This is a genomic window from Kribbella sp. NPDC059898 (assembly GCF_042730855.1).
Lineage (GTDB): Bacteria > Actinomycetota > Actinomycetes > Propionibacteriales > Kribbellaceae > Kribbella.
In genome coordinates this window covers 280,402-306,147 of the sequence record NZ_JBHWKR010000004.1, presented here as the reverse complement: position 1 = coordinate 306,147, position 25,746 = coordinate 280,402, and the positions used below count along the sequence as shown (strand labels likewise).

At 68.4% G+C, this 25,746-nt stretch carries 25 protein-coding genes; 17 read left to right on the top strand and 8 right to left on the bottom strand.

Annotation, left to right across the window (positions count from 1 at the left end; translation table 11 throughout):
* Positions 1–30 precede the first annotated feature (30 nt).
* Together ACFV9C_RS15505 and ACFV9C_RS15500 are read left to right on the top strand one after the other, a co-directional pair.
* A complete protein-coding gene (locus tag ACFV9C_RS15505; RefSeq protein ID WP_380194068.1) occupies positions 31–603 on the top strand; it encodes a TetR/AcrR family transcriptional regulator in 573 nt (190 codons plus the stop codon).
* A gap of 65 nt (positions 604–668) precedes the next feature.
* Positions 669–1,643, top strand: coding sequence for a hypothetical protein (locus tag ACFV9C_RS15500; RefSeq protein ID WP_380194067.1), 975 nt, complete (start codon positions 669–671; stop codon positions 1,641–1,643).
* A 23-nt stretch (positions 1,644–1,666) separates the two neighbouring features.
* Here ACFV9C_RS15500 and ACFV9C_RS15495 read toward each other — a convergent pair whose 3' ends face one another.
* The gene (locus tag ACFV9C_RS15495; protein ID WP_380194065.1) at positions 1,667–2,242 is read right to left on the bottom strand and encodes a histidine phosphatase family protein; all 576 of its coding nucleotides are present in this window, start codon (positions 2,240–2,242) and stop codon (positions 1,667–1,669) included.
* A 105-nt stretch (positions 2,243–2,347) separates the two neighbouring features.
* Here ACFV9C_RS15495 and ACFV9C_RS15490 point away from each other — a divergent pair, with 105 nt between their 5' ends.
* The 6 genes from ACFV9C_RS15490 to ACFV9C_RS15465 are packed head-to-tail and all read left to right on the top strand — an operon-like array spanning position 2,348 to position 10,008.
* Positions 2,348–3,505, top strand: a complete 1,158-nt coding sequence (locus tag ACFV9C_RS15490) for a LacI family DNA-binding transcriptional regulator (protein WP_380194063.1) — start codon at positions 2,348–2,350, stop codon at positions 3,503–3,505.
* A gap of 19 nt (positions 3,506–3,524) precedes the next feature.
* A complete protein-coding gene (locus ACFV9C_RS15485) occupies positions 3,525–4,829 on the top strand; it encodes a sugar ABC transporter substrate-binding protein (RefSeq protein ID WP_380194062.1) in 1,305 nt (434 codons plus the stop codon).
* A 5-nt stretch (positions 4,830–4,834) separates the two neighbouring features.
* Complete coding sequence (locus ACFV9C_RS15480) at positions 4,835–5,809, top strand: carbohydrate ABC transporter permease (RefSeq protein WP_380194060.1); 975 nt, start codon at positions 4,835–4,837, stop codon at positions 5,807–5,809.
* Entirely contained in the window at positions 5,809–6,621 is an 813-nt protein-coding gene (locus tag ACFV9C_RS15475) for a carbohydrate ABC transporter permease (protein ID WP_380194059.1), read from the top strand. The genes ACFV9C_RS15480 and ACFV9C_RS15475 overlap by 1 nt, the downstream gene beginning before the upstream one ends.
* Before the next feature lie 12 nt (positions 6,622–6,633).
* Positions 6,634–8,208 carry a glucoamylase family protein gene (locus ACFV9C_RS15470; protein WP_380194057.1) on the top strand — a complete coding sequence of 525 codons (1,575 nt, stop codon included), beginning with the start codon at positions 6,634–6,636 and terminating at the stop codon, positions 8,206–8,208.
* On the top strand, positions 8,209–10,008 hold the full coding sequence (locus tag ACFV9C_RS15465; RefSeq protein WP_380194055.1) for a xylan 1,4-beta-xylosidase: 1,800 nt from the start codon (positions 8,209–8,211) through the stop codon (positions 10,006–10,008).
* Here the strand turns inward: ACFV9C_RS15465 and ACFV9C_RS15460 are convergent.
* A complete protein-coding gene (locus ACFV9C_RS15460) occupies positions 9,914–10,675 on the bottom strand; it encodes a FadR/GntR family transcriptional regulator (protein ID WP_380194053.1) in 762 nt (253 codons plus the stop codon). The two genes, ACFV9C_RS15465 and ACFV9C_RS15460, sit on opposite strands and share 95 nt — an antisense overlap.
* A 181-nt stretch (positions 10,676–10,856) precedes the next feature.
* Here ACFV9C_RS15460 and ACFV9C_RS15455 point away from each other — a divergent pair, with 181 nt between their 5' ends.
* The 4 genes from ACFV9C_RS15455 (at position 10,857) to ACFV9C_RS15440 (ending at position 15,242) form a co-directional block, all read left to right on the top strand.
* A complete protein-coding gene (locus ACFV9C_RS15455) occupies positions 10,857–12,125 on the top strand; it encodes an ABC transporter substrate-binding protein (RefSeq protein ID WP_380194051.1) in 1,269 nt (422 codons plus the stop codon).
* 2 nt (positions 12,126–12,127) lie between these two features.
* The gene (locus ACFV9C_RS15450; RefSeq protein WP_380194050.1) at positions 12,128–13,057 is read left to right on the top strand and encodes a carbohydrate ABC transporter permease; all 930 of its coding nucleotides are present in this window, start codon (positions 12,128–12,130) and stop codon (positions 13,055–13,057) included.
* Positions 13,047–13,877 (top strand): carbohydrate ABC transporter permease, encoded by an 831-nt coding sequence (locus ACFV9C_RS15445; protein WP_380194048.1) that lies wholly within the window; start codon positions 13,047–13,049, stop codon positions 13,875–13,877. Before ACFV9C_RS15450 ends, ACFV9C_RS15445 begins: the two co-directional genes overlap by 11 nt.
* A 66-nt stretch (positions 13,878–13,943) precedes the next feature.
* Positions 13,944–15,242, top strand: coding sequence for an alpha-L-fucosidase (locus ACFV9C_RS15440; RefSeq protein WP_380194047.1), 1,299 nt, complete (start codon positions 13,944–13,946; stop codon positions 15,240–15,242).
* Positions 15,243–15,335: 93 nt separating this feature from the next.
* Here ACFV9C_RS15440 and ACFV9C_RS15435 read toward each other — a convergent pair whose 3' ends face one another.
* Both ACFV9C_RS15435 and ACFV9C_RS15430 read right to left on the bottom strand, forming a co-directional pair.
* Complete coding sequence (locus tag ACFV9C_RS15435) at positions 15,336–15,839, bottom strand: MaoC family dehydratase (RefSeq protein WP_380194045.1); 504 nt, start codon at positions 15,837–15,839, stop codon at positions 15,336–15,338.
* Positions 15,840–15,942: 103 nt separating this feature from the next.
* Positions 15,943–16,473: a general stress protein gene (locus ACFV9C_RS15430; RefSeq protein ID WP_380194043.1), complete on the bottom strand. Its 531-nt coding sequence runs from the start codon at positions 16,471–16,473 to the stop codon at positions 15,943–15,945.
* 76 nt (positions 16,474–16,549) lie between these two features.
* Here ACFV9C_RS15430 and ACFV9C_RS15425 point away from each other — a divergent pair, with 76 nt between their 5' ends.
* A complete protein-coding gene (locus ACFV9C_RS15425; protein ID WP_380194041.1) occupies positions 16,550–17,656 on the top strand; it encodes a magnesium and cobalt transport protein CorA in 1,107 nt (368 codons plus the stop codon).
* A gap of 203 nt (positions 17,657–17,859) precedes the next feature.
* Positions 17,860–18,882, top strand: coding sequence for an ArsR/SmtB family transcription factor (locus tag ACFV9C_RS15420; RefSeq protein WP_380194040.1), 1,023 nt, complete (start codon positions 17,860–17,862; stop codon positions 18,880–18,882).
* A 79-nt stretch (positions 18,883–18,961) separates the two neighbouring features.
* Here ACFV9C_RS15420 and ACFV9C_RS15415 read toward each other — a convergent pair whose 3' ends face one another.
* Positions 18,962–20,152: an acyl-CoA dehydrogenase family protein gene (locus ACFV9C_RS15415; protein ID WP_380194038.1), complete on the bottom strand. Its 1,191-nt coding sequence runs from the start codon at positions 20,150–20,152 to the stop codon at positions 18,962–18,964.
* A gap of 90 nt (positions 20,153–20,242) precedes the next feature.
* Positions 20,243–21,679: a serine/threonine-protein kinase gene (locus tag ACFV9C_RS15410; RefSeq protein WP_380194037.1), complete on the bottom strand. Its 1,437-nt coding sequence runs from the start codon at positions 21,677–21,679 to the stop codon at positions 20,243–20,245.
* A 119-nt stretch (positions 21,680–21,798) separates the two neighbouring features.
* On the opposite strand from ACFV9C_RS15410, the gene ACFV9C_RS15405 reads away from it, so the two are divergent.
* Both ACFV9C_RS15405 and ACFV9C_RS15400 read left to right on the top strand, forming a co-directional pair.
* On the top strand, positions 21,799–22,449 hold the full coding sequence (locus ACFV9C_RS15405) for a peptidylprolyl isomerase (RefSeq protein ID WP_380194035.1): 651 nt from the start codon (positions 21,799–21,801) through the stop codon (positions 22,447–22,449).
* Between the two features lie 39 nt (positions 22,450–22,488).
* Positions 22,489–23,088, top strand: coding sequence for a VOC family protein (locus ACFV9C_RS15400; RefSeq protein ID WP_380194033.1), 600 nt, complete (start codon positions 22,489–22,491; stop codon positions 23,086–23,088).
* Here the strand turns inward: ACFV9C_RS15400 and ACFV9C_RS15395 are convergent.
* Positions 23,085–24,038, bottom strand: a complete 954-nt coding sequence (locus ACFV9C_RS15395; protein ID WP_380194031.1) for an HpcH/HpaI aldolase/citrate lyase family protein — start codon at positions 24,036–24,038, stop codon at positions 23,085–23,087. The two genes, ACFV9C_RS15400 and ACFV9C_RS15395, sit on opposite strands and share 4 nt — an antisense overlap.
* A gap of 136 nt (positions 24,039–24,174) precedes the next feature.
* Between ACFV9C_RS15395 and ACFV9C_RS15390 the strand changes: the two genes are divergently transcribed.
* Positions 24,175–24,681, top strand: a complete 507-nt coding sequence (locus tag ACFV9C_RS15390) for a hypothetical protein (protein WP_380194029.1) — start codon at positions 24,175–24,177, stop codon at positions 24,679–24,681.
* A gap of 16 nt (positions 24,682–24,697) precedes the next feature.
* On the opposite strand, the gene ACFV9C_RS15385 is transcribed toward ACFV9C_RS15390, so the two are convergent.
* Positions 24,698–25,666: a helix-turn-helix domain-containing protein gene (locus ACFV9C_RS15385; RefSeq protein WP_380194028.1), complete on the bottom strand. Its 969-nt coding sequence runs from the start codon at positions 25,664–25,666 to the stop codon at positions 24,698–24,700.
* Between the last annotated feature and the right edge of the window lie 80 nt (positions 25,667–25,746).

Below are 25,746 nucleotides of genomic sequence, written 5' to 3'. Positions count from 1 at the left end.
AGATTGTCTAGCAGTGCTAGTATCCGGACTATGCCGACCACGTCACGCCGCGAGCGGGCCCGCGAGGAGCGCCGCGAGCTGATCCTGCGCACCGCCCGCGAGCTCGCCGAGGCCGACGGCTGGGACGCGGTCACCACCCGCCGCCTGGCCGAGGCCGTCGACTACAGCCAGCCAGTCCTCTACGGCCACTTCAAGAACATGAACGCGATCGCCGACGCCGTCGCCCTCCAGGGCATCGCGGAAATGACCGACGTACTCCGCCGAGCCCGCGAGTCCGGCGGCCTCCGCGCCCTGGCCCACGCGTACCTCGACTACGCCGCCGACCACCCGGCCGTCTACGAGGCGATGTTCGTCCGCCCGACGGCGTTGTCCTTCGGTACGCCGGACAGCCCCGCCGCCCTGAAGTCCGCCTTCGACCAGTTCATCGCCGCCGTCGAACCCGCCGCCGACCCCGAAACGCTCGCCGAGGTTCTGTGGAGCTCGCTCCATGGGCAAGCCACGCTCAACCGGACCGGCCGCCTCCGCCCTACGCACACCCGTGCTCGTGCGGACGTGCTCGTCTCCCACCTTTCCGGAAACTTTCCCGCGCTATCCGACGATTAAGTTCCGCAAAGCCGGTTGTCCACAGGGCGGGAGCGGCCGGCGGGGCGATCCGGCATGCTGGGCGGGTGGAGTGGTGGTGGGTGCGGCGCCTGCGCGAGGGCGGTCTCGACGCGCTGATCGACGACCAGGACCAGATCGTCTCGCGGACCCAGCTGCTCGCGGCGGGGTGGTCCGAGCCGCACATCCGGAAGTCACTCCGCAACAAGCGCTGGCGGGCGGTTCATCCCGGTGTGTACGTCGTCCATACCGGAGGCATCGGGTACACCGAACGGCTGCTCGCCGCGCTCTTGTACGCCGGACCCGAGGCCGCGTGGAGCCACTACAGCGCCGCGGAACAGCTCGGGCTGATCAAACCCGACCCCGACCGACAGGTCTACGTGACGATCCCTGAGTACCGGAGGGTGCGATCGCAGCCCGGCCTGGTGATCCGGCGGGACGCGCATTGGGCGGATCGGCTCGCCGGCGTCGCGCCACCGCGCCGTACGCCGGCGGACGCCGTTCTGGACATCGTCGGGATCATGCCGTCGCTGGACAAGGCGGCCGGGGTGGTCGCCGAGGCATGCCAGAGCGGGCGGGTCGGCGCCGACGATCTCCTGCACGCGCTCGCCGGTCGACGGCGGCTGCGGCATCGCGGGAGCCTTCGGCCGATCATCGCCGATGTCGTCGCCGGGTCGCATTCGCTGCTGGAGCTTCGCTATCTCCGCGATGTCGAGCGCCGGCACGGACTGCCCCGCGGACAACGGCAGCGCTCCGTCGACGGGACGTTCACCGACGTGTACTACGTCGGCTTGAACGTCGAGCTCGACGGACGACTCCACCTGGTACCTCAGCAGCGGTGGCGGGATCTCGACCGCGACAACCGCGCCACGCTGCGCGCCGAGGCAACGCTGCGGTACGGGTGGTTCGACGTGACGAATCGGCCGTGCGATGCCGCGGTACAAGTACTGCAGGTACTTCGGCGTACGGAGCCGTCGCTCCGCGCGGTCGCGTGCTCGGCGGGGTGTCCCATCGCCGCTTCACGGAACATTTCTGCTGGATAGCGCGGGAAAGTTTCCGGAGAGGCTCAGCTGTTCCAGTGGAGGATGGCGGGGGCGTCGCGGTCCCAGCCGAGGGTGGAGAGGGTGGCGGTGTCGAGGACGAAGTGGCGGCCTTCGGTGACGGGGAGGTCGAGCCAGCGGGCGGTCAGGGAACGAAGGGCGTGGGAGTGGCCGAAGACCAGGACGTCGCCGGGGACCGCGGCCAGGCGGGCGTTGACGCGGTCGAGGCGGGCGGCGACCTGGTCGGGGGTCTCGCCGTTCGGGACGGGGCTGTCCCAGATCGTCCAGCCGGGGACGGTTTCGCGGATCTCGGCGGTGGTGATGCCCTCGTAGTCGCCGTAGTTCCACTCGACCAGGTCGTCGTCGACCTGCGCGTCCGGGAAGCCGGCGAGTTCCGCCGTACGCCGGGCGCGCTGCCGCGGTGAGGTCAGCACCAGGTCGAAGGACTCCCCCGCCAGGCGCTCCTTCAAACTCGCGGCGACGCGTTCGCCCTCGGGCGTCAGCGGAAGGTCGGTGACGGACGTGTGCCGTCCGGACCTGCTCCACTCGGTTTCCCCGTGCCGGACCAGGAAGACCCGGTCCACTCGCTCCTCTGTAGTCACGCCCGCATCCTCTCAGACCGGTCACGAGGTCTTGACCGTTGGAACGATCCAGGGCAGGGTACTGAAACTGTAAGCGCTTCCACTTTTCGCCCAGGAGTGATCCCGATGCCTTCCGGACCCACCGGCCGGCCGGCGACGATCTACGACGTCGCGGCCCGCGCGAAGCTGTCGATCGCGACGGTTTCGCGTGTCCTGCAAGGGACCGGACCGGTGTCGGCGAAGGCGCGGGCGCGGGTGGACCAGGCGGCACAGGAGCTGAACTACGTACCGCTGCGGGCCGCCCGGAGTCTCGCCGTACAGCGGCACGAGGCGCACGGTCTGGTGCTGCCGGACCTCGCCGGTCCGTTCTACGGGGACCTGCTGATGGGGTACGAGCGGTGGGCCGGCGAGCACGGGCAGAGCGTGGTGATCACGGTCACGCACGGCAACCCGGACCCGCGACGCAGCGTGATGGACCTGGCCGGGCGGGTCGACGGGATCGTTGTCCACGGCAACGCTCTGGACCTGCCGACGGTGCAGAGCCTGCGGAAGGCCGACGTACCGGTGGTGCTGATCGCGCATCCACCCGCGACCGGGTGCGACTCGGTCCGCAGCGAGAGCGCCGCCAGCGCCGAGCAGCTCACCACGAGACTGCTCGACCACGGTCGCCGGAACCTGCACTTCGTCGGCGACCCCGCCAGCTCGTACGACGTATCCGAGCGGTACGCCGGGTTCGCGAAAGCCCACGAACTCCGCGGAATCCAGCCACCGAAGCCGATCCGCGTACCCCTCACGGAAGAAGCAGGACGCGACGTCGCCGAAAAGGTGCTCCAGGCAATGACCCGCCCGCCCCGCGCTGCGCGCGCGGCGGGCGGGGAGTTAGAAGGCGAGCAGCCGCGCCCCGCCGAGGCGGGCGGCACGGGAACGCCCGGCGGGGCGGGCGGCGCGGGAGCGGGCGGTGGGGTGGGCGGGCGGCCGGATGGGCTGGTGTGTGCCAACGATGAGTTGGCGTTGGCTGTGCTGGTGGCGTTCGGGGCGGGTGGGGTGCGGGTTCCGGACGACATTGTGGTGACGGGGTGGGATGACGTGATGGCGGCGCGGTATGTGTCGCCGGGGTTGACGACTGTGCGGCAGCCGATGGCCGAGCTGGGGCGGACGGCGGCGGAGCGGCTGCACGAGCGTGTGACCGGGGCGCGTACCCGGGCGCGGAACGACGTACTGGCAACGCAACTGGTGCTGCGGGACAGCTGTGGCACGCGCGCGGGGGATGCAAACCAGCAGTAACCGAGTGAGGAGACAATTGATGTTCACCCACAGCATCCGCCGCCGGCTGGTGATCGGCAGCGCTGCACTGACCGCGGCGGCGCTCGCGCTCGGCGGTTGTGGCCGCTCGAGCGACACCGGCACCGGCACCGGCTCCGGTTCGCAGCCGACCACGACGGTCAGCGAAGGACCGGCGACCGGCAACCTGACCGTCTGGGCGATGGGCACCGAGGGCGAGAACCTGCCCAAGCTGATCGACCAGTTCAAGCAGGCGAACCCGGGCGTCAACGTGACCGTGACGCCGATCCCGTGGGACGCCGCGCACGACAAGTTCACCACCGCGATCGCGGCCGGCACCCCGCCGGACGCCGCGATGGTCGGCACCACCTGGATGGGCGAGTTCGCCGACCTCGGCGCGCTCGACCCGACACCGCAGGGCTTCGACAACTCCGGGTTCTACGAGGGTGCGCTCGACACGACGAAGGTCGGCGGGACGCAGTACGGCGTGCCGTGGTACGTCGAGACGCGGCTGGTGTTCTACCGCAAGGACCTCGCCGCGAAGGCCGGCTTCAGCACCCCGCCGACCGACTGGGACGGCCTGAAGGCGATGGCGAAGGCCATGAAGGAGAAGGCCGGCGCGAAGTACGGGATCAACCTGCAGCCGGGTGGGGACGGCTCGTGGCAGACCGTGATGCCGTTCGCGTGGTCGGCCGGGGCGAACATCACGAACGACGACCAGAAGCAGTTCACGTTCGACACCCCGCAGATGCAGGAGGGGCTGAAGTACTACCAGAGCTTCTTCACCGAGAAGCTGGCCGGGACCGACCTGCCGCCGAACCAGACCGAGGCGCAGTTCGTGAACGGGCAGGTGCCGATGTTCATCTCCGGTCCGTGGATGGCCGGGTCGGTGGCGAAGGCCGGCGGGGACGCGATCAAGCCGAACATCGGGGTGTTCCAGATCCCGAAGAACAAGACCGCGACGTCGTTCGTGGGTGGGTCGGACTTCGTGGTGTTCAAGTCGTCGAAGAACAAGGACAGCGCGTGGAAGCTGGTCAAGTTCCTGTCGGATGCGAAGACGCAGGCTTCGTGGTTCAAGCTGTCGTCGGACCTGCCGGCGGTGAAGAGCGCGTGGCAGGACCCGAGCATCGCGTCGGATCCGTTGCTGCCGGTGTTCGGGAAGCAGCTGGAGGACGCGAAGGCGCCGCCGGCGATCGTGAACTGGGAGCAGGTGGCGAAGGCGTTCGACACCGAGGTCGAGAAGATGGCCAAGTCCGGCCAGTCCCCCGCCGACACCGCCAAGGCAATCCAGACCAAGGCGACCGCCATTGGGACCGGCGGTAGCTGATCCCGATGAGTCAGAAAACAGCACCCGGCGAGGCGCTGCGCGCCTCGCCGGGTGGAGGAAACGCGGTGACGAGCGGTGGACGGCGTGGGGCACCGGACGGGCGCAGACGCCTGGATCGGCAGACGGTGGCTGCTTGGGTGTTGGTCTTGCCGTTCGTGGTGTTGTTTCTCGCGTTTACGGCGGGACCCGTGCTCGGGTCGTTCGGGATGTCGTTCACGGATATCAGGCAGCGGGATCTGCGGACGCCGTTCTCGGTGGACGGGGTCGGGTTCGGCAACTACGTGAAGGCGTTGTCGGACGAGACGTTCCGGAAGGCCGCGTTCAACACGGCGTACTTCGTGGTGCTCGGCGTCCCGTTGACGTTGGTCGTGGCGTTGGCGGCGGCGGTGCTGCTGGACCGGGGTGTGAAGCGGTTCCAGGCGCTGTTCAAGGTCGGGTACTACCTCCCGGTCGTCACGTCGATCGTCGCGATCGCGGTGATCTGGCGGTTCGTACTCTCGCCCGACAACGGTCTGGTGAACACGGTGCTCGGCTGGGTCGGCATCCACGGCCCGAACTGGCTGGCGTCCAAGACCTGGGCGATGCCGTCGCTGATCGCGATGGCCGTCTGGCGGAACTTCGGCTCCGCGATGATCATCTTCCTGGCCGGCCTGCAGGGCATCCCGGAGACCGTCGAGGAGGCCGGGCAGATCGACGGTGCGGGCCCATGGCAACGGTTCCGGTACCTGATCGTGCCGTTGCTCCGGCCGACGATCCTGTTCACGAGTGTGACCACCGGGATCGGCTACCTGCAGTTCTTCGAGGAGCCGTTCGTGATGACCCAGGGCGGCCCGCTGGACAGCACGCTCTCGGTGTCGATGTACACCTACAACCAGTTCGGCTTCGGCAACTACGGGCTGGCGACGTCGATGGCCTACATCCTGTTCGTCGTCATCGCGGTGATCACGTTCATCCAGTTCCGGCTGCTGAGGGAGAAGTGATGCGCCGTACCTGGTGGATCTATCTGATCGGTGTGCTCGGGCTGATCGCCGTCGCGGCGCCGTTCCTGTGGATGGTGCTCGGCAGTTTCAAGACGCAGGGCGAGCTGCTGCGGGTGCCGCCGACCTGGTGGCCGGAGCAGCCGACGTCACAGAACTACGGAGACCTGTTCAGCAAGGCGAACTTCCCGCGCTACTTCTTCAACTCGGCGTTCGTCGCGCTGGTGGTGACGGCCGGCAACCTGACGTTCTGCTCGATGATCGGGTACGCGCTCGCGAAGCTCCGGTTCAAGGGCCGGAACGCGCTGTTCGTGCTGGTCATGGCCACGTTGATGATCCCGGGCATGGTCACGTTCGTCCCGCTGTTCGTGCTGGTCACGAACGCCGGCCTGGCGAACTCGTACCCGGGGCTGATCCTGCCGTTCCTGGTCTCGCCGTTCGGCGTGTTCCTGATGCGGCAGTTCTTCCTCGGGCTGCCCGACGACCTGATGGACGCCGGCCGCGTCGACGGGACCAGCGAGCTCGGGATCTTCGCCCGGATCATGCTGCCACTCACCCGCCCGGCGCTGGCCACGCTCGGCATCCTCACGTTCCTCGGTTCCTGGAACAACTTCCTCTGGCCGCTGGTGATCGCCCAGACCGAGGACAAGTACACGTTGCCCGTCGCCCTCGCGCTGTACTCGACCGGACAGAACGCGCAGAACTACGGCCTGTTGATGGCCGGCGCGGTCGTGGTCGTCGTACCGGTGCTGGTGATCTTCCTGGCCTTCCAGAAGCACGTCACCAAGGGCATTGCCATTACCGGACTCAAGTAGGAGAGGTTTCAGATGACCGCCATCATCAGTCGCCGAACGATACTCGCTTCAACCGGAGCGTTGGCGCTTGCGGGGAGCGAATCACCTGCCTTCGGAGGAACTCCCGCGTATGCACAGCAATCCGAGAGCAGTTGGAGTCCTAGCCGATCCGACAGGGCGTTGGTTGGGCGGTGGGCTCGGGATACCTGGCGCAGCATCGTTGCTATGACGGACGACCGCACTGGGCTGCCTGCTGACAACATCGGGGACTCGGTGACCAACCCGGTGCGGAGCAACTACACCTCGCCCACCAACATCGGTGGGTATCTGTGGAGCACCGTCGTTGCCAGGCATCTCGGGATCATCTCGCCGCAGGAGTCGCTGCGCCGGATCACCCAGACGCTCACGACGATGCGGGACGCCGTCCATCACGTGCCCAGTGGGATGTACTTCAACTGGTACGACGAGGCGACCGGCGAGGTGCGGTACGTCGACCCGGACGGGACCCGGCCGATCACGCCGTTCGTGTCCAGCGTCGACAACGCGTGGTTCGCCTGCGCGCTGATGGTGGTCCGGAACGCCGAACCGCGCGCCCGCGCCCTCGCGGACCTGCTCCTCAACCGGATGAACTTCAAGTACTACTACAACCCCGCGGCCCGCCCCGGCGGCCTCATGCGCGGCGGCTTCTTCGAGACTCCGCCGCCGGACGAGGCGACCGACAAGGGCAACCACGCCGGCGTCGGCCCGGACGTGTACTACCGCAAGTTCCACTACGACACGTGCAACACCGAGGCCCGGATCGCCGGGTACGTCGGGTTCGCCCTCAACCAGGTCCCGCACACGCAGTACTTCGCGACGTACCGCACCTTCCCCGACACCTGCGACTGGTCGTGGGTGGAGCAGAAACCGAAGGGCGTGCACCGGACGTACCTCGGCCTGGACGTCTTCGAGGGCACGTACGAGTACCGCGGGATGCGGCTGGTCCCGTCCTGGGGCGGCGACATGTTCGAGTCGCTGATGCCGGACCTGTTCGTCCCGGAGGCGACCTGGGCGCCGCGCAGCTGGGGTATCAACCACCCGCTGACGGTCCGCGCGCAGATCGAGCACGGGCTGTACGACGCGAAGTACGGCTACTGGGGCTTCTCCCCCGCGTCGAACCCGAAGGGCGGGTACTCCGTGTATGGCGTCGAGCCGATCGGGATGGACCCGGGCGGCTACCCGTCCGACCTCGAGGGTACGAACTACGACGCCGGCTTCGAGGGCTGCCGTGCGGGCACCAACCCGAACCCGACGTACGGCGACGGCGTGGTCACCCCGCACGCGGCGTTCCTCGCGATGGCGTACGCCCCGGCGCAGGCGATCGAGAACCTGAGCAAGATCGAGAACACACTGCACGCGTACGGCGCCGGCGGGTTCTACGACTCGGTGGCGACGAAGTCCGGGCTGATCGCGAAACGGTACCTGTCGCTCGACCAGGCGATGGTGATGGGTGCGATCGGCAACGTTTTCGGCAACGACCTGATCCGGCGGAACTTCGCGAGCCGGACGGTCGAGCAGCGGATCCGGCCGCTGATCGCCAGGGAGCAGTTCGAATCGGGAGTTCTGTAGATGCACGAAGACGCCAAGACCGACTGGGACCAGCGGATCGCGCTCCGCAGTGACGAGGAGCGCGAGTTCGCCTTCCCGGACCTCGATCCGCCGAAGGAGGTGCGGGCGGTCGGCGGCGTCGGGCAGGTGACGATCGACTGGTCGCCGGTGGACGGCGCGGCCGGCTACCTGATCCTCCGCGGCGCCGGCGCGCACGGTCCGCTGGAACCGGTCGATCACCACAGCGGCGACGTCCTCTCGGTGCCGTCGCCGCCGTACGTCGACACCACGTGCACCCCGGGTACGCCGTACCGCTACGCGGTCGCGAGCGTGCCCGAGGTGACGACCCACGGACGCCCGAGCCCGCCGGTCGGCGCCGTACCGCTGGTGGCCGGAAGCATCGCCCCGACCACTGGCGTGACCATCGACGTAGTTGCCGAGGGCACCGAGCTGCACCGGCCGTGGACGCCGATGGTCGGCAGCGAACGCCTCAGCCAGCTGCTCTGCGAGGACCTCACGGGCGGTCACGAGATCGGTGTGGAACTCGAGGACGCGTTGCGCCGGATGCACGACGAGCTCGGTGTGCGGACGGTGCGCGCGCACGCGATCTTCCACGACGACACGCACGTGATCGATGGCGACACCTACGACTTTTCCGTCGTCGACCAGATCTACGACAAGCTGCTCGGGATCGGCCTGCGGCCGGTGGTCGAGCTCGGGTTCATGCCCCGCGAACTGGCGAGCGATCCCGCCAGGACCGTGTTCGCGTACGGCGCGATCATCTCGCCGCCGGCGTCGTACGACCGCTGGTACGACCTGGTGCGCGCGCTCGTCCAGCATCTGGTCGACCGGTACGGGCTGGACGAGGTGCTGACCTGGGACTTCGAGGTGTGGAACGAAGCCAACCTCGAGGTGTTCTGGTCCGGCACGAAGGCCGAGTACCTGCACCTGTACGACGTGTCCGCCGCTGCCGTGAAGTCCGTGGACCAGCGCCTGCAGGTCGGCGGCCCGTCGTCGGCCGCGGCCGGCTGGGTGGACGACCTGCTCGAACATACCAAACGGTATGGTACGCCGGTCGACTTCGTGTCCACCCACACCTACGGGAGTCCGCCGCTCGACGTCCGGGCGTCGCTGGAGCGGCACGGGTACCCGGACGCGCGGATCCTCTGGACCGAGTGGGGCGTCACGCCGACGCACTTCAACCCGATCAACGACTCGGTGTTCTCCGGGATCTTCCTGCTCCGCGGCATGCGGTCCGCGTCCGGGCGGATCGACGCGCTCTCGTACTGGGTCGCCTCCGACCACTTCGAGGAGCTCGGCCGGCCGCCGCGGTTCCTGCACGGCGGGTTCGGATTGCAGACCGTCGGCGGACTGCGCAAACCGCGGTACCACGCACTGACGCTGCTCAGCCGCCTCGGCCCGGTCGAGCTCCCGGTGACGTACGACGGTGACGGCGGCGGCAGCCTCGTCGAAGCGTGGGCGTCCCGCGACCGCGACCGGATCGCCGTACTGCTGTGGAACCTGACGCTCGATCAGACCAAGGCCGACGGCGACCCCGCGCTGACCAGGACGGTCCGCGTCCAGCTGCCCGGCGCGGACCCGTCCTGGCAGCTCAGCACCACCACGCTCGCGATCGGCACCGCGGACCTGGCCACCGCCGCCGCGGGACTGCCCGACTGGCCGGCGGACGCGGAGCTGGCCGGCCTGGCCGAGCGCACCCAACTGGTCACGACCGCCGCCGAATGGAACGGATCGTCGGTCGAGGTGACGCTGCCGATGCCGTCCGCAGTGCTGCTGGAGCTGCGTCCGGCTCGGGACTGACCATCTCGTTGAGCCAGCGCTCGACGCCCGCGATGTGTACGGTCGCCCAGGCCCGGGCGACCTCCGGTTCGCGGGTGGCGATCGCGTCCAGGATCGAGCGGTGCTCCGCCATCGAGCGGTGCACCGCCCCGGTCTGGGTCAGCCCGCGCCAGATCCGGGCCCGGTAGGTCGGTTGCCGCAGGCTCTCGATGATCGAGGCCAGCGTCCGGTTGCCGCTGCCGATCGCGAGCAGCCGGTGGAACTCCACGTCGCAGGCCAGCTGGTCGTCCGCCGACGGGTCGTCGCCGAGGTCGTCGAGCAGCGCGCGCATCGCGGCCACGTCGGCGTCCGGCATCCGCAGCGCCGCCCGGGCGGCCGCGGCCGGCTCGAGGATCCGGCGTACCTCGAAGAACTCCAGCACGGAGGCGTCCTGCTGCAGGTCCAGGACGAACGCCATCGTCTCCATCAGCAGCGCCGGGTCCAGGCTGGTCACGTAGGTGCCGTCGCCCTGCCGGACCTCGAGGACCCGGATCAGCGCCAGCGCCTTGACCGCCTCGCGGAGCGAGTTCCGGGACAGGCCGAGCCGCGCGGCCAGGTCGGCCTCCCGCGGCAGCCGGTCGCCGGGCCGCAGCTCGCCGCTCACGATCATCTGCTTGATCGCCTCGATCGCGGTGTCGGTGACCGCCATGGCACCACCTCCCCACTGCCTCGAAACGTCCGATGTATTCGGACCATACATCGGACGTCTAGGTAGTCCGCTAGAGTGTGGCGGGTTCGTTTTTCTCCTGAAATAAGGTCACGAGCTGTTGACTCCGCCCAAGAATCCAACATATTGATCGGATGACTCACAGCTTTCCTTGGAGGTCAGGATGAGAGCAACACCAGCGCGGGCACGCCGCTGGCTGACCGCGGCCGGTGCGGTGCTGACCCTGACCGCCGTGGCCGCCTGCGGTGGCGGGAACGGCGGCAGCAGCGCGTCCGGGTCGGCCGACAAGGCCGATCTGACCTGGCAGTTCTGGATCGGCGGTACGGCGGACCAGGCGGCCTGGCAGAAGGTCGCCGACCAGGCGCACACCGACCACTCCGGCATCACCGTCAAGCTCCAGGGCACCGACTGGAACAACTACTGGTCCAAGATCGGCACCCTGCTGGCCAGCGGCAAGGCGCCCTGCATCATCGGCATGCAGTCGCTGCGGCTGGCGTCGTACGCGAACGCGATGCTGCCGCTGGACGACCTGATGAAGAAGTACGGCCTGAAGACCGAGGACTTCGACAAGCCGATCATGGACGGCCTCAAGTCGGACGGGAAGCAGGTCGCGATCCCGTACGACTCCGGCCCGATGGTGATCTTCTACAACAAGGACCTGTTCAAGGCCGCCGGCGTCCCGGATCCCAAGCCCGGCTGGACGATGGACGAGTTCGAGGCCGCCGCGAAGAAGCTCACGACCGGGGGCCGGACCGGCCTGGTGACGTCGCCCGGAGATCTCGGTGTGACTTCCTGGGTACGGACGCTGACCGGTGCGGAGCCGCTCGCCGACGGCAAGCTCAACCTCACCGACCAGAAGTTCGTCGACGGGTTCACGACGTACGCGAACTTCGTCCGGACCGACAAGATCGCGCCGCAGGTGCCGTCCGGCAACGGCGACTTCGAGACCACCCAGTTCACCTCGGGCAAGTCCGCGATGCAGCTGAACGGCCCGTGGTCGCTGATCGACACCCTCGGCAAGGTCAAGTTCAACCTCGGGATCGCGCCGATCCCGGCCGGGCCGGACGGGTCCAAGACCTTCACGGCCGGCTCCGGGTTCGGCATCTCCCGGTCCTGCAAGACGCCGGACGCCGCGTTCCAGGCGATCATGTCGATGACCAGCGAGGGCCCCCTCACCACGCTGGCCTCGGCAGGCCGCGCGTACCCGGCCCGGACCGCTGCGCACCCGGCCTGGTTCACCGCCGCGAAGATCCCGGAGGCCAAGGAGGTCATCGAGTACGCGTCGCAGAACTCGGTGCCGCTGGTCACCTCGAAGAACTGGGTCCAGGTCAACGACCTGCTCACCCGGTTCGGTACCCAGGCGCTGAACGGCGAGATCCCACCGGACCAGGCGCTGAAGACCATCCAGGACCAGGCAGGCGCTGGCTCCTGATGGTGACCGTTCAGGAATCCGTCGCCCCGGCCGAGAAGGTTCGGCCGGGGCGCCGGCCCGCGCTGCGCCGGGACGGGCGCTACGCCTCGGTGTTCCTCGCCCCGAGCCTGGGCGGGCTGGCACTGTTCACGTTGTTCCCGACCGCGATGGCGCTCGCGATCAGCCTGTTCGACTGGCCGGTGTTCGGCGAGCGGAAGTTCCTCGGGTTCGGCAACTACTCGCACCTGCTCGGCGATCCGGTGTTCCGCCGCGTCGTCCTGAACACCGCGCTGTTCGTGGTGCTGTACGTGCCGCTGAACGTGGTCGTATCGCTCGGGCTGGCGACCTGGCTCGGCCCGAAGATCAAGGGCCGGCAGGCGTTCCGGGTGCTGTTCTTCATCCCGGTGATGACGCCGATGGTCGCGAACGTGATGGTCTGGCGGCTGCTGTTCCAGCCCGGCGGGCTGCTCGACGCGGGCCTCGGCAGCTGGTTCGGGATCCACGCGCCGAACTTCCTCGGCTCCTCGAACTGGGCGATGCCGGCGATCGTCGCGATGTCGATCTGGCAGGGGTTCGGGTACAACTTCCTGGTCTTCTCCGCGGCCATCGACCAGGTGCCGCAGTCCCAGCTGGAGTCGGCGCAGATCGACGGCGCCGGCCCGTTCCAGCGGTTCCGGTACGTGACCTGGCCGATGATCACGCCGTCGCTGTTCTTCGCCACCACGATGACGCTGATCACGTCGTTCCAGGTGTTCGCGCAGCCGTTCATCCTCACTCAGGGCGGGCCGGGCGTCGCCACCCAGACGATCGTCATGTACGTCTACAACCAGGGCTGGCAGTTCCTCAGCATGGGACTCGCCTCGGCGGCCGGGTGGGTGCTGTTCGTGATCATCATGGGCATCACCGCGATCCAGTTCGTCGGCCAGCGGAAGTGGGTCAACTATGACGTCTGAGAATGTCCGCCGGGTGGTCTCCCACGTGCTGCTGGTCGCGGTCGCGATCGTCTTCCTCGGCCCGCTGGTGTACGCCGTCTCCACGTCGCTGAAGCCCGCGGACGAGGTGTTCACGCCGGTGCCGCACCTGTTCGGGTCGCAGATCCGCTGGCAGAACTACGCCGACGCGTTCACGTTCGCGCCGTTCGGCAAGTACTTCCTGAACAGCCTGTTCGTCGCGGTCACCGGGACGCTGGTGGTGGTGTGCGCGTCGAGCATGTCGGCGTACGCCTTCGCGCGGCTGAAATTCAGGGGCCGGGAGCAACTGTTCGTGCTGTTCCTCGGTACGCTGATGGTGCCGCAGGAGGTGCTGATCGTGCCGATGTACTGGCTGATGCAGTCGCTCGGCTGGGTGGACAGCTACTGGGCGCTGATCCTGCCGTGGGCCTTCACCGCGTTCGGCACGTTCCTGTTGCGGCAGTTCTTCCTGACCGTCCCGGCCGAGATCGAGGAGGCGGCCCGGGTGGACGGCTGTGGCCCGTTCCGGTCCTTCCTGCGGATCATGCTGCCGCTCGCGCGGCCGGCCATCGCCGTACTGACCGTCTTCACGTTCATCAGCTTCTGGGGCAGTTTCCTGTGGCCGTTGATCATCATCAACAGCGTCGAGGACAAGGGCACCGTCCCGCTCGGCCTGGCGCAGTTCGTCGGCCAGCAGGGCACCCAGTGGAACCTGATGATGGCCGCATCGGTGATGGCAATGGTGCCCACCGTGCTGCTCGTCGTCCTGCTACAGAAACACCTGGTCCGCGGCCTGCTCGTCACTGGTCTGGGCGGCCGCTAAACCACCCGCCCCACACCCGCCTTTTCTTTTCTTCTCACTTATTGCGTTCACTTAAGGAGTGTTCTGATGACTGACACGCCTCCGGCGGCTTCGGTGGAGAAGTTCCGCGACTGGCGGTTCGGCCTGTTCGTCCACTGGGGGCTGTACGCGCTGCCGGCCCGGCACGAGTGGGTGAAGAACCGCGAGCGGCTCACCGACGAGGACTACCAGCCGTACTTCGACCACTTCGAGCCGGACCTGTACGACCCGAGCACGTGGGCGAAGGCGGCGCGCGAGGCCGGGATGAAGTACGCCGTACTCACGACCAAGCACCACGAGGGCTTCTGCCTGTGGGACTCGCAGGTGTCGGACTACACGGTCGCGAAGACCGCCTGGGGCAAGGACCTGGTCGGGCCGTTCGTCGAGGCGTGCCGGGCCGAGGGGCTCGGGGTCGGGTTCTACCACTCGCTGATCGACTGGCACCACCCGGAGTTCCCGATCGACCTGGTGCACCCGCAGCGCGACGACGAGGAGGCGATTGCGAAGGCGGCCGGGCGGGACATCGAGGTCTACGCGGAGTACCTGCACGCGCAGACCCGGGAGCTGCTGACGAACTACGGGCCGATCGACATCATGTGGTTCGACTTCTCGTACCCGGGCCGGACGTACGACGACGGCCGCGACGGGCACGGGAAGGGCCGCGACGACTGGCAGTCGGAGAAGCTGATGGCGATGGTCCGGGAGCTGCAGCCGGGCATCCTGATCAACGACCGGCTCGACATCCCGGGCGACTTCGTGACGCCGGAGCAGTACCAGCCGGACGGGCCGATGCAGCGCGACGGCGTACCGGTGCTGTGGGAGGCGTGCCAGACGCTGAACGGCAGCTGGGGCTACGACCGGGACAACCTGGACTGGAAGTCGCCCGAGACGCTGGTGAAGATGCTCGTCGACTCGGTCTCCAAGGACGGCAACCTGCTGCTGAACGTCGGCCCGACCGGGCGAGGCGAGTTCGACCCGCGGGCGCTGGCGACACTGTCGTCCATCGGCGAGTGGATGCGGCTGCACGAACGGTCGATCCGCGGTGCGCGGCCGGCGGACGGTTACGTCGCCCCGGTCGACTGCCGCTTCACCCAGAAGGGCAACCGGCTGTACCTGCACCTGTTCTCCTGGCCGATGGGCCACATCCACCTGCAGGGCCTGGCCGGCAAGGTCAAGTACGCCCAACTCCTGAACGACGCCTCCGAGATCAAGCGCATCGAAAACGACCCGCACCAGCAGGCCCAGAACACCACGATGGGCGGGGTGTCTGGCGAGACCCTGACGCTGAAGCTCCCGATCCAGAGGCCGAACGTCCTGGTCCCGGTGATCGAACTCTTCCTCACCTGACCTTGCCCACTCAGTTGGAGGGTTGCCCCCTCGAATTCTCAGTGGGCAACCCTCCAGCTGAGGGGATGCCCCCTCAACTGGAGGGTTTGCGGGTCAGGAGGCCGGGGTGGGGCGGCCTGGTTGTTCTCCGCCTCGGGCTTCGAGGTAGTTGTTCTTGGGGACCATGACCTTGCGGCGGAAGAGGCAGACGACGGTGCCGTCCTGTTTGTAGCCCTTGGTTTCGACGTAGACGACGCCGCGGTCGTCCTTGGACTTGGACTCCCACTTGTCCAGGACGACCGTCTCGCCGTAGATCGTGTCGCCGTGAAAGGTCGGCGCGACGTGCCGCAGCGACTCGATCTCCAGGTTCGCGATCGCCTTGCCGCTCACGTCGGGGACCGACATCCCGAGCAGGATCGAGTAGATGTAGTTGCCCACCACAACGTTCTTGCCGAACTGGGTGGTCTCCCCGGCGTAGTTCGCGTCCAGGTGCAGCGGATGGTGGTTCATCGTCAGCAGGCAGAACAGGTGGTCGTCGTACTCCGTCACCGTCTTGCCGGGCCAGTGCTTGTAGACCGCACCGACCTCGAACTCCTCGTAGCTCCGCCCGAACTGCATCCCGGTTCCTCCTCAGCTCCTGGATTCCCCATGCTGCCGGGTCCGGGCGCATCCGGACCGTGGTCTGGATCTCACCACGCTGCGGCAACGGAGGAGAGATAGGTCACGGCAGGTCCTGCTGCGGGTGCGTCTGCTGCGGCAGCAGCGGGTGCACCTCGCCCTTGAGCGCGAGCTTCGCCAGGTGGTTGCGGGCCTCCTCGGCGAACTTGAAGTCGCAGAGTACGTCGTACGTCGTCGCCACCACGGCCGTCCGCGAGGTGAAGTCCCGCCGCCCGGCCGACTGGGCGTAGCTCAGCCCGCCGAACACCAGCCCGAAGAAGGCGCCCAGCACCACACCGGTGATCACCGCGGCGATCCAGTTGTTGGTGGTGAACAGCCCCAGCAGCAGCCCCACGAACAGCCCGAACCAGGCGCCGCTGGCGACACCGGCGGTCAGCGCCTTGCCCCAGGTGAGCCGCCCGGTGATCTTCTCGACCTGGCGGAGGTTGTTGCCGACGATGGTCGTGTGCTCGACCGGGAACTTCTCGTCCGAGAGGTAGTCGACTGCTCGCTGCGCCTCCCGGTAGGTGTCGTACGTCCCGATCGTCAGGCCGGTCGGCCTGGGGTCCATCGAGGGCATGCCCTGCGCGGTCATCGTCGTTCCTCTCCACGTGCTTCCACCCCCATCATTGCCGACGGCTGGTTACCACGTCTTGATAGCCTCGCCGTTGATGGCCGGGCGACGATGGGACATGGGCGCGACACGCCGTGTGGGACGAGTGTTCGCCCGCCGCGGCGGCGCTGCCGGACGCCCGTCGGACGAGGTGGTCCGCGGCAAGCTCGAGGGCGCCCTGGTCGACTGGGGGCTGTACCGCGACGGCGTCCGCGACCACCGGGTCGACTCCTACACCGAGGCGCTCGACCGGGCGCGCCGCGGCCAGGGGTTCGTCTGGATCGGCCTGTTCCAGCCGACCGACCACCAGCTCGCGATCGTCGGCGCCGAGTTCGGGCTGCACCCGCTGGCGCTGGAGGACGCGTCCGAGGCGCACCAGCGGCCCAAGCTCGAGCGGTACGGCGACACGCTGTTCGCCGTGTTCAAGACGGTCACGTACGTCCCGCACCGGGACCTGACCGCGACCAGCGAGGTGGTGGCCACCGGTGAGGTGATGGTGTTCTGCGGCCCCGGCTTCGTGGTCACGGTCCGCCACGGCGAACACAGCGAACTGACCGGTCTGCGGCAGGACCTGGAGAAGGAGCAGCACCGGCTGGCGACCGGCCCCGGCGCCGTTCTGCACGCGATCGCGGACCATGTCGTCGACCGGTACCTGGAGGTCGCGGACGCCGTACAGGCCGACATCGACCTGATCGAGACCGACATGTTCACGCCGCGCGGCTGGCGGAACATCGACCGGGTGTACCAGCTGAAGCGCGAGGTGCTGGAGCTCAAGCGGGCGGTGGCGCCGCTGACCGGGCCGATGCGCGCGCTGGCGACCATTCGGCATCCGCTGATCACCGACGAGACCAGGAACTACTTCCGCGACGTGGACGACCACCTGCAGCGGGTGAAGGAGCAGGTGATCTCGTTCGACGAGCTGCTCAGCTCGATCCTGCAGGCCGGCCTGGCCCAGGTCCAGGTGGCCGAGAACGAGGACATGCGCCGGATCTCCGCCTGGGTCGCGATCCTCGCCGTACCCACGATGATCGCCGGGATCTACGGGATGAACTTCGACTACATGCCGGAGTTGCGCCTCAAGTACGCGTACTTCGTGGTGCTCGGCGTGATGGTCTGCGCTTGTTTCACCCTTTACCGACTGTTCAAGCGGAACCACTGGCTTTGAACCTCCGGCGCCGCTCGACGCGTTGAGGTGAGGTGGCAACCTTTTGCCATGGCCAGGAGTACTACCGCATTGGATTGTTCAAACAGTTGTCGCCCGCTCCCCTGCCTTGATTGAATTCCGGGGTCGCGTTCGGTCAGGAGCTGACTACTTTCCGCGATCGCGCCGGGGGACGTGGTGACAACGAGGAACGGGAGGGGACTGCGATGCTGCGAATCCATTTCACGCCGCGCGACCTGACCCGGGTCACGGTGGCCACCCGGCCGGCACCGCTCTGGGAGGTGCTGCTGAGCCTGCACATGCTCCAGCACTCGGAAGGCCGGCTGATCTTCGAGGACTGGCGCCGGCATGTCCGTACGACGGTCGGCCCCGACCAGATGCGGCTGCTGCTCGAGCTCACCCCGGCGCACGGGTACTCGCCGGACTTCCTGACCCCTGCCGAGGCCGCGCCGGACTTCGACACCGCGCTGGAGCAGACGCTGGCGACCCCGCGGCACCAGGTGCGAAGCCAGCTCGACCTGCTGCAGAAATGGCGCCCGTCGTCGCCGTGGACCCGGGAGCTCGCGCATGGGGACCGTACGTCGATGCAGAAGCTCGGCCGGGCGATCCGCACATACCACGACGTGGCGATCCGGCCGTACTGGAAGTCGATCGGCACCCACGTGTCCGCCGACCACGCGCACCGCGGCGAGACGCTTGCGCGGCACGGCGTCCACCGGTTGCTGTCGTCGCTGCACCCGCGGGTCCGGTGGGTCGCACCGGTGCTGCAGGTGCTGGACATGAACGACCGCGATCTGTATCTCGATGGCAGGGGAATCGAGTTGCAGCCCTCGGCGTTCTGCTGGCAGGTACCGACGAAGCTGCGGGATCCAGATCTGAAACCGATCCTGGTCTACCCGATCCAGCACGCGCCCGGCATCCTGCGGCAGGCGTCGACGGACGCTGCGCCGTCGAGCGACCCGCTGGGGTCCCTGCTCGGCTCGACCCGGGCCGCCGCGCTGGAAGCGACCGTCAGCGGCTGTACGACGACCGAGCTGGCGAAGCGCTGCAAGATCTCGCCGGCCGCCGCCAGCCACCAGGCGACCGTACTGCGGGAAGCCGGGCTGATCACCACCCGCCGCTCCGGCGCCTCGGTCCGGCACGAGATCACCCAGCTCGGCATCTGGCTGCTGTCCGGCCACGGCTCCGGCCGCGTCCCGACCCCCATCCCCGGACGGGCGCCCGCCTAGCCCGTCCCGTTGAGCCCTGCCCCAATGCGCGCTGGGCCGACCGGCACCGCCCCGCCCGTCGACCCAGCGCGCCGGCAGCTCACAGCTTGTAGTCCTCGAGGAGCCGGCGGCCGATGATCATCCGCTGGATGTCGGCGGTTCCCTCCCCGATCAGCAGCATCGGGGCCTCGCGGTACAGGCGTTCGATCTCGTACTCCTTCGAGAACCCGTACCCGCCGTGGATCCGGAACGAGTCCTCCACGACCTGGGCGCAGTACTCGCTGGCCAGGTACTTCGCGACGCCGGCCTCGAAGTCGTTGCGGGAGCCGCTGTCCTTCTTCCGCGCGGCCTTCACCATCAGCTCGTGCGCGGCCTCGACCTTGACCGCCATGTCGGCGAGCCGGAACAGCACCGCCTGGTGGTCGGCGATCTTCTTGCCGAACGTCTCGCGCTGCTGGGCGTACGAGATCCCGAGCTCGAACGCCCGCCGCGCCACGCCGCAGCCGCGGGCCGCGACGTTCACCCGGCCGACCTCGACGCCGTCCATCATCTGGTAGAAACCCTTGCCCGGTACGCCGCCGAGGATCTGGCCGGCGTCGATCCGGTACCCGTCGAACACCAGCTCGGTGGTGTCGACGCCCTTGTAGCCCATCTTCTCGATCTTGCCGGGAATCGTGAGACCCTTGTCGACCTCGCCGAAGCCCGGTTCCTTCTCGACCAGGAACGTGGTCATGTTCTTGTAGACCGACTCCTGGCCCTCGTCGGTCTTGACCAGCACCGCGACCAGGTTCGACGAGCCGCCGTTCGTCAGCCACATCTTCTGGCCATTGATCACGTAGCCGTCGTCCTCGCGCGTGGCCTTGGTCTTGATCGCGGAGACGTCGGATCCGCAGCCCGGCTCGGACATCGAGAACGCGCCGCGGACCTCGCCGGTCGCCATCCGCGGCAGGTACTTCTGCTTCTGCTCGTCGGTCCCGTGCTGGAGCAGCATGTACGCGACGATGAAGTGCGTGTTGACGATGCCGGAGACACTCATCCAGCCGCGGGCGATCTCCTCCACGCAGAGGGCGTAGGTGAGCAGCGATTCGCCGAGTCCGCCGTACTCCTCGGGGATCATCAGCCCGAACAGGCCGAGCTCCTTGAGGCCCTCGACGATCTCGGTCGGGTACTCGTCGCGGTGCTCGAGCTCGGTGGCGACCGGGAGGATCTCCGCCTCGACGAAGGCCCGGACCGTCTTCAGGATCTCCTCCTGGACGTCGGTCAGCCCGTCGGTCTGCTGCAACCTGCTCATCTGCGCCTCCTTGGCCTGCGTACCAGTGAGTATCGTGGTACCAGCCTGACACCCGCTGTGACACCGGCCACCCGGGGGAGGTCGCGTGGCTCACTCGTTGTGGTCGCCGCCGTTCGGGCGGGGCAGCGACTGCCCGATCGTCTGGACCAACGTGGCGATCTGCTGGGTGGCCTGCCAGCGGTGGTGCTGCTGAGCCTCGAACAGGCGCTGCCTGGCCTCGTAGAAGTGCTGTGCGGCCGACTGCAGGTTGCCCTGGTCCACTGCCTGCGCCGCCTCGTCCAGCTGGCGCGCGGCGTCACGAGGAGCCTTGCTGTTCTTCCCCTGCTGCTGCGTTGCCCGCACTTGAGCGGCCAGCGTCCGCAGTCGTTGCACCAGGACAGCCTGCGGGTTCTGCGTGGGCTTCTTGGTGGGCGTGGTCTTCGTAGGCGTCGGCGTGGGCTTCGGTGTGGTGGTCGTTGTCGTCTTGGGCGCGCCCGTGGCCTTCTGAACCGGCGCAGACGGCGAACCGCCCGCCTGTGCTGTCGGCGGATCGTTCGACAGGCCTGAACGGAGCAACAGCGCTCCAACCAGGGCAGCCACCACCAGACCTGCGGCTACGCCCACCTTTGCCAGCGGGAACCCGCCGCTCGGCGCCGCACGGTGCGTTCGGGTCTCGTCCTCTTGCCACTTCCCTACTCCAACGACCTCAGCCGCGGCTGGCGGTGTGTAGGCGAGCACCTGGGTCTGGTTGGCCGGTGCGAGCAGCGCTGCGACGTCAGCGGCCGAGGCAGGCCTGTCTGCCGGGTTCTTCGCCAGCAGGTGCGTGACCAGCCCAGCCAGCTCAGCCGGTACGTCGGTACGCGTCACGGGCGGAGGCGGTGCCTCCAGGTGCTGTCGCATCACCACGTCGGCGGTCGGCCCGGTGAACGGCGGCGTACCCGTCAGAAGCTCGTGCAGGACGCAGCCGAACGAGTACCAGTCGCTGGCCGGCGTCGCGGGCTCGCCACGGACCTGCTCCGGCGACACGTACGACGCCGTACCGAGCAGGACGCCCAGACCGGTCGTCTCGTTGCCGGCGCGCTTCGCGATGCCGAAGTCGGTCATCTTGAGCGTGCCGTCAGGTGCGAGCAGCAGATTGCCCGGCTTCACGTCGCGGTGCACGATGCCGGCCTCGTGCGCGGCATCCAGCGCGCGGGCGCCCTGGACGGCGATCTTCTCGACCAGGTTGGCGGGCGGGAGTCCCGACGTACGCATCAGCTTGGCCAGGTCTGGGCCTTGGACGAGCTCCATGACCAGGAACACGCGGTCGCCCTCGGTGCCGACGTCGTACGTCGCCACGACGTTCGGGTGCGTCAATCGAGCGGCTGATTGAGCCTCGGCCCGGAACCGCTCCACGGCGTCCATCGGGTCGCCGTCGAGGCTGCGCAGCAGTTTCACCGCCACCTGCCGGTCGAGGACCGTGTCCTCGGCCTGCCACACCTCGCCCGCACCGCCCCTGCCCAGCAGGGTCAGCAACCGGTACCGACCTGCCAGTACCTCGCCGTTCACGCATTCACCTTCCGCAGTGGACCGCATCACCTTAGGCGGCGAACCGCCCGATGATCGAGTCCGCGGCGAAAAGCTTCAGAAACCTCTGCGGACAGCGATCGGAGTACTACGGTGGGTGGATGAAGCTACCCGCCCTGCTCGCGGCCGCGCTGGTCGCGACCACCCTCACCACGACCACCGCCTCCGCCGCGCCGGACCGGCATCCGCGCCCGGTGGTGAAGTGTCAGTTCACCCCGACGCCGGACAACCCGGCCGCGAAACCGGTCCGGATCCCGTCCGCGAACGCCCGTGCCAAGGGCACGGTCGACGTGTACTTCGTGACGAACTACGGACCGTTCGTGGTCCGGATGGACCGCGCGAACGCGCCGTGCGGCGTCCACAACTTCGTGCACCTGGTGCAGAGCCGGTTCTACGACGCCACCCAGTGCTTCCGGCTGACGAACTCGGCCCGGCTCGGCGTCCTGCAGTGCGGCGACATCTACCGCCAGGAGGAAGGCGGTCCGGGGTACAAGTTCCCCGACGAGGTCACCGGGCAGGAGACCTACGACCGCGGCACCGTTGCCTACGGCAACCAGGGCCCGGGGACGAACGGCTCGGAGTTCTTCGTCGTCCACTCCTTCGCCCACATCGCCCCGAACTACACCGTCCTCGGCCATGTGATCGCCGGCATGTCCACCTTCGACCGCATGGTCGCGGCCGGCATCGCCGACCCCGACCAGGACGGCCCGCCCGCGAAGCCGATCCGCATCTACAAGGTGTGGACGCGCTAGGGGAGGGTAATTCCGCGGCCGCGCCGCTACCTTGACGGTGTGGGCAAGCGTGGCCGGCCGCGGCATCCCGACGTACTCACCCCCGCCGAGTGGCGAGTGGTCGACATGGTGCGGCACGGAATGTCGAACCGGGTGATCGCGCGGCGCCGCGGGGTCAGCGTGGACGCGGTCAAGTTCCACGTCGCGAACGCCTTGCGGAAGCTCGGCCTGGATCGCCGGGCCGAACTGCGGACCTGGCGCGGCGTGCCCTTCGACAGCGCGCTACGAGGACAAGGAGACGCCGAGATGACGCAGCTAGGTGCGATCGGGCAGATTGCCCGCCCGGTCAGTGATATCGAGAAGGCGGTCGAGTTCTACCGCGACGTCCTCGGGCTGCCGCATCTTTACACGTTCGGCGACCTGGCATTCTTCGACTGCGGCGGGACCAGGCTGTTCCTCAGCGTCGGCGAGGGCGCGGCGTCGACGCTGTACTTCCGCGTCGACGACATCAACACGGCGTACGACGAGCTCCGGGAGCGCGGCGTGGTGTTCGAGAATGCGCCGCACCTGATCCACAAGCACGACGACGGGGTCGAGGAATGGATGGCGTTCTTCCCCGACCCCGACGGTCAACTGCTGGCGATCATGTCCCAGGTCTAGGGCGTCCAGACGTTCGTGCGGGTGAAGCCGGCGGCGCGGCCCTTGGCGGAGATGACGAGGGCCATCTTGCGGCTGGCCTCGTCGATCATCTCGTCGCCGAGCATCACCGCGCCGCGGGCGCCGCCGGCGGCCGAGGTGTAGTGGTCGTAGGCGTCGAGGATGTTCTCGGCGTGGTCGTAGTCCTCCTGGCGCGGGGAGTAGACCTCGTTGGCGGCGGCGATCTGGTCGGGGTGCAGGACCCACTTGCCGTCGAAGCCGAGGGCGGCCGAGCGGCCGGCCACCCGGCGGAAGCCGTCGACGTCCTTGATCTGCAGGTACGGGCCGTCGATCGCCTGCTTGTCGTGGGCGCGGGCCGCCATCAGGATCTGCATCAGGATGTAGTGGTACGCGTCGCCGACGTCGTACCCGGGCGGCTGCTCGCCGACCACCAGCGACTTCATGTTGATCGAGGCCATGAAGTCGGCCGGGCCGAAGATGATCGTCTCGACCCGCGGCGAGGCCGTGGCGATCGCGTTCACGTTGGTGAGGCCGAGCGCGTTCTCGATCTGCGCCTCGATGCCGATCCGGCCGGGCTCGTACCCGTGCACCTTCTCCAGCTGGGTGAGCAGCAGGTCGAGCGCGACCACCTGTTCGGCGGTCTGCACCTTCGGCAGCATGATGCAGTCGAGGTTCGCGCCGGCGCCGCCGACGACCTCGATCACGTCGGCGTACGTCCACTGGGTGGTCCAGTCGTTCACCCGGACGACGCGGAGCTTGTTCCCCCAGCCGCCTTCGTTGAGCGCGGCGACGATGTTCTTCCGGGCGTCCGGTTTGGCGAGCGGCGCGACCGAGTCCTCCAGGTCCAGAAACACCTGGTCGGCGTCGAGCCCCTTCGCCTTCTCCAGGAACCGCGGGTTCGACCCCGGGGTGGCCAGACACGACCGCCTGCTGCGCAAACCCTTGTCCGTCACCTTGTCCACCACGGTCGCCCTCCACTCGGTTACCCACCGGTCACCGGCAGCGTACGGCGTCCGCCGCCGCTGTCCCGGTGACCCGGCTCACTTCCTCTCCGAGTGTGTCCCGATTCACCGTGAAACACTGAGGCCTGTGAGCATCGAGGACATCGCCGGCGTGATGAAGAAGGCCGGACTGGTCTGGCTGGCCTGGGACGGCCGCCGCCCGGTCCCGGCCTGGTTCGCGAACGTCGACGGGCAGTACGTCGTACTGGCGGACTCGGCGGACGGCGCCGAGCAACCACTCCCCGGACTCGCAACGGCAGGCTCCGTCACGGTCGTCGTACCGGCCAAGCCCGCCATGAACCGCCTGGCGAGCTGGACGGCGACCGTACGACGTCTGGACCCCAGCAGCGACGAGTGGACGGCAGCCGCGCAGGTATTACGCACCGAGCGGCTCAACGCAGCCGACCTGGACACCCAGCTGGAGCGCTGGCGCACCCAGGCCGACGTACTGGTCCTCGATCCCACGGGTGACTTCACCGGACTGACCGACGACTCGCCCAGGGCCGAAGCACCGGCACCGACGAGGGCCACCACCCGCGGCAAGCCGCCGACAACCCTCCATCGGCGGGTCCGCCGACGCCCCAAGCTCAGCTAGTTGCCGTCAGCAATCGTCACAGCCAGCCGCGGTCGCGGGCGTGCCAGCCCAGCTGCAGGCGGGAGCGCGAGTGGGTCTGTTCCATCAGTTGCTGGACGCGTCTGGCGACAGTACGGCGGCTGATGCCCAGGCGGGCGCCCGCGGCGTCGTCGGTCAGTCCTGCGACCAGCAACGACAGAAGATGCCTGTCCTCCGCGGACATGGCCTCCTCCGGTTCCAGGCTGTCCGAGTCGGTCACGCTCAGCGGGCTCGCCCTGTTCCACACGGTCTCGAACAGAGCGACCAGGGCGTCGAGCAGACTGCAAGCGTGCACCAGGAGCGCCGCGTCCTGAGCAGGGGTGGCCCAGTCGAGCGGTAGCAGCGCCAGCTCGCGGTCCGCGATCGCCAGCTTGGTCGGCAGCATGTCCGCGATCCGCGCCTGCTCCCCCGCCCGGACATGGCTGACCGCGCTCGCGGCTAGCACCGCGTCGGCGAGTGCGGAGTTGTCGTAGACCACCCGGTACGCCACGCCCGCGACCTGCCGGTCCAGCTGCGTCCGATTCACCTCGGCCGTCGCGACGTACGGCGGGGCGACCAGCTCGCGCATCTCGGCCCGGGCCGTCCGCTGCACCCGGTCGAACGCCAGCGCCACCGCGGACTCGCCGGTGACGATCTCGATCAGCTCCTCGGTCCGCCGTACCCCGCCCTGCCGGGTCGCCTCGGCGGCCAGCCGGTACGCCGACTTCCGGATCCGCTCGAACTCCTCCTCCTGCCGCCGGATCAGCTGCTCCACGGCCAGCTCCGGCGGCACCGGGACGATCAGCTCGCCCGGTGGCGGCGTCCGGTGCACGAACCCCTCGGCCAGCAGCACGTCGATCGCCCGCTGGACGTCCGGCAGCGGCCGGCCGAGCCGCCTGCACAGGTCCGCGGGCGCGGCGGCACCACGCCGGACCAGGTCCAGGTACGCCGTCTCCTCGTCCACACCCAGCCCGGTGGTTCCCAGCATCCCCACCCCACTTCGTCCTCGCCCGAGGGACAAAGTCTACGAAGCGTCCTCAGCCGGGACTCCGGCTCGGCGGGTTAGCC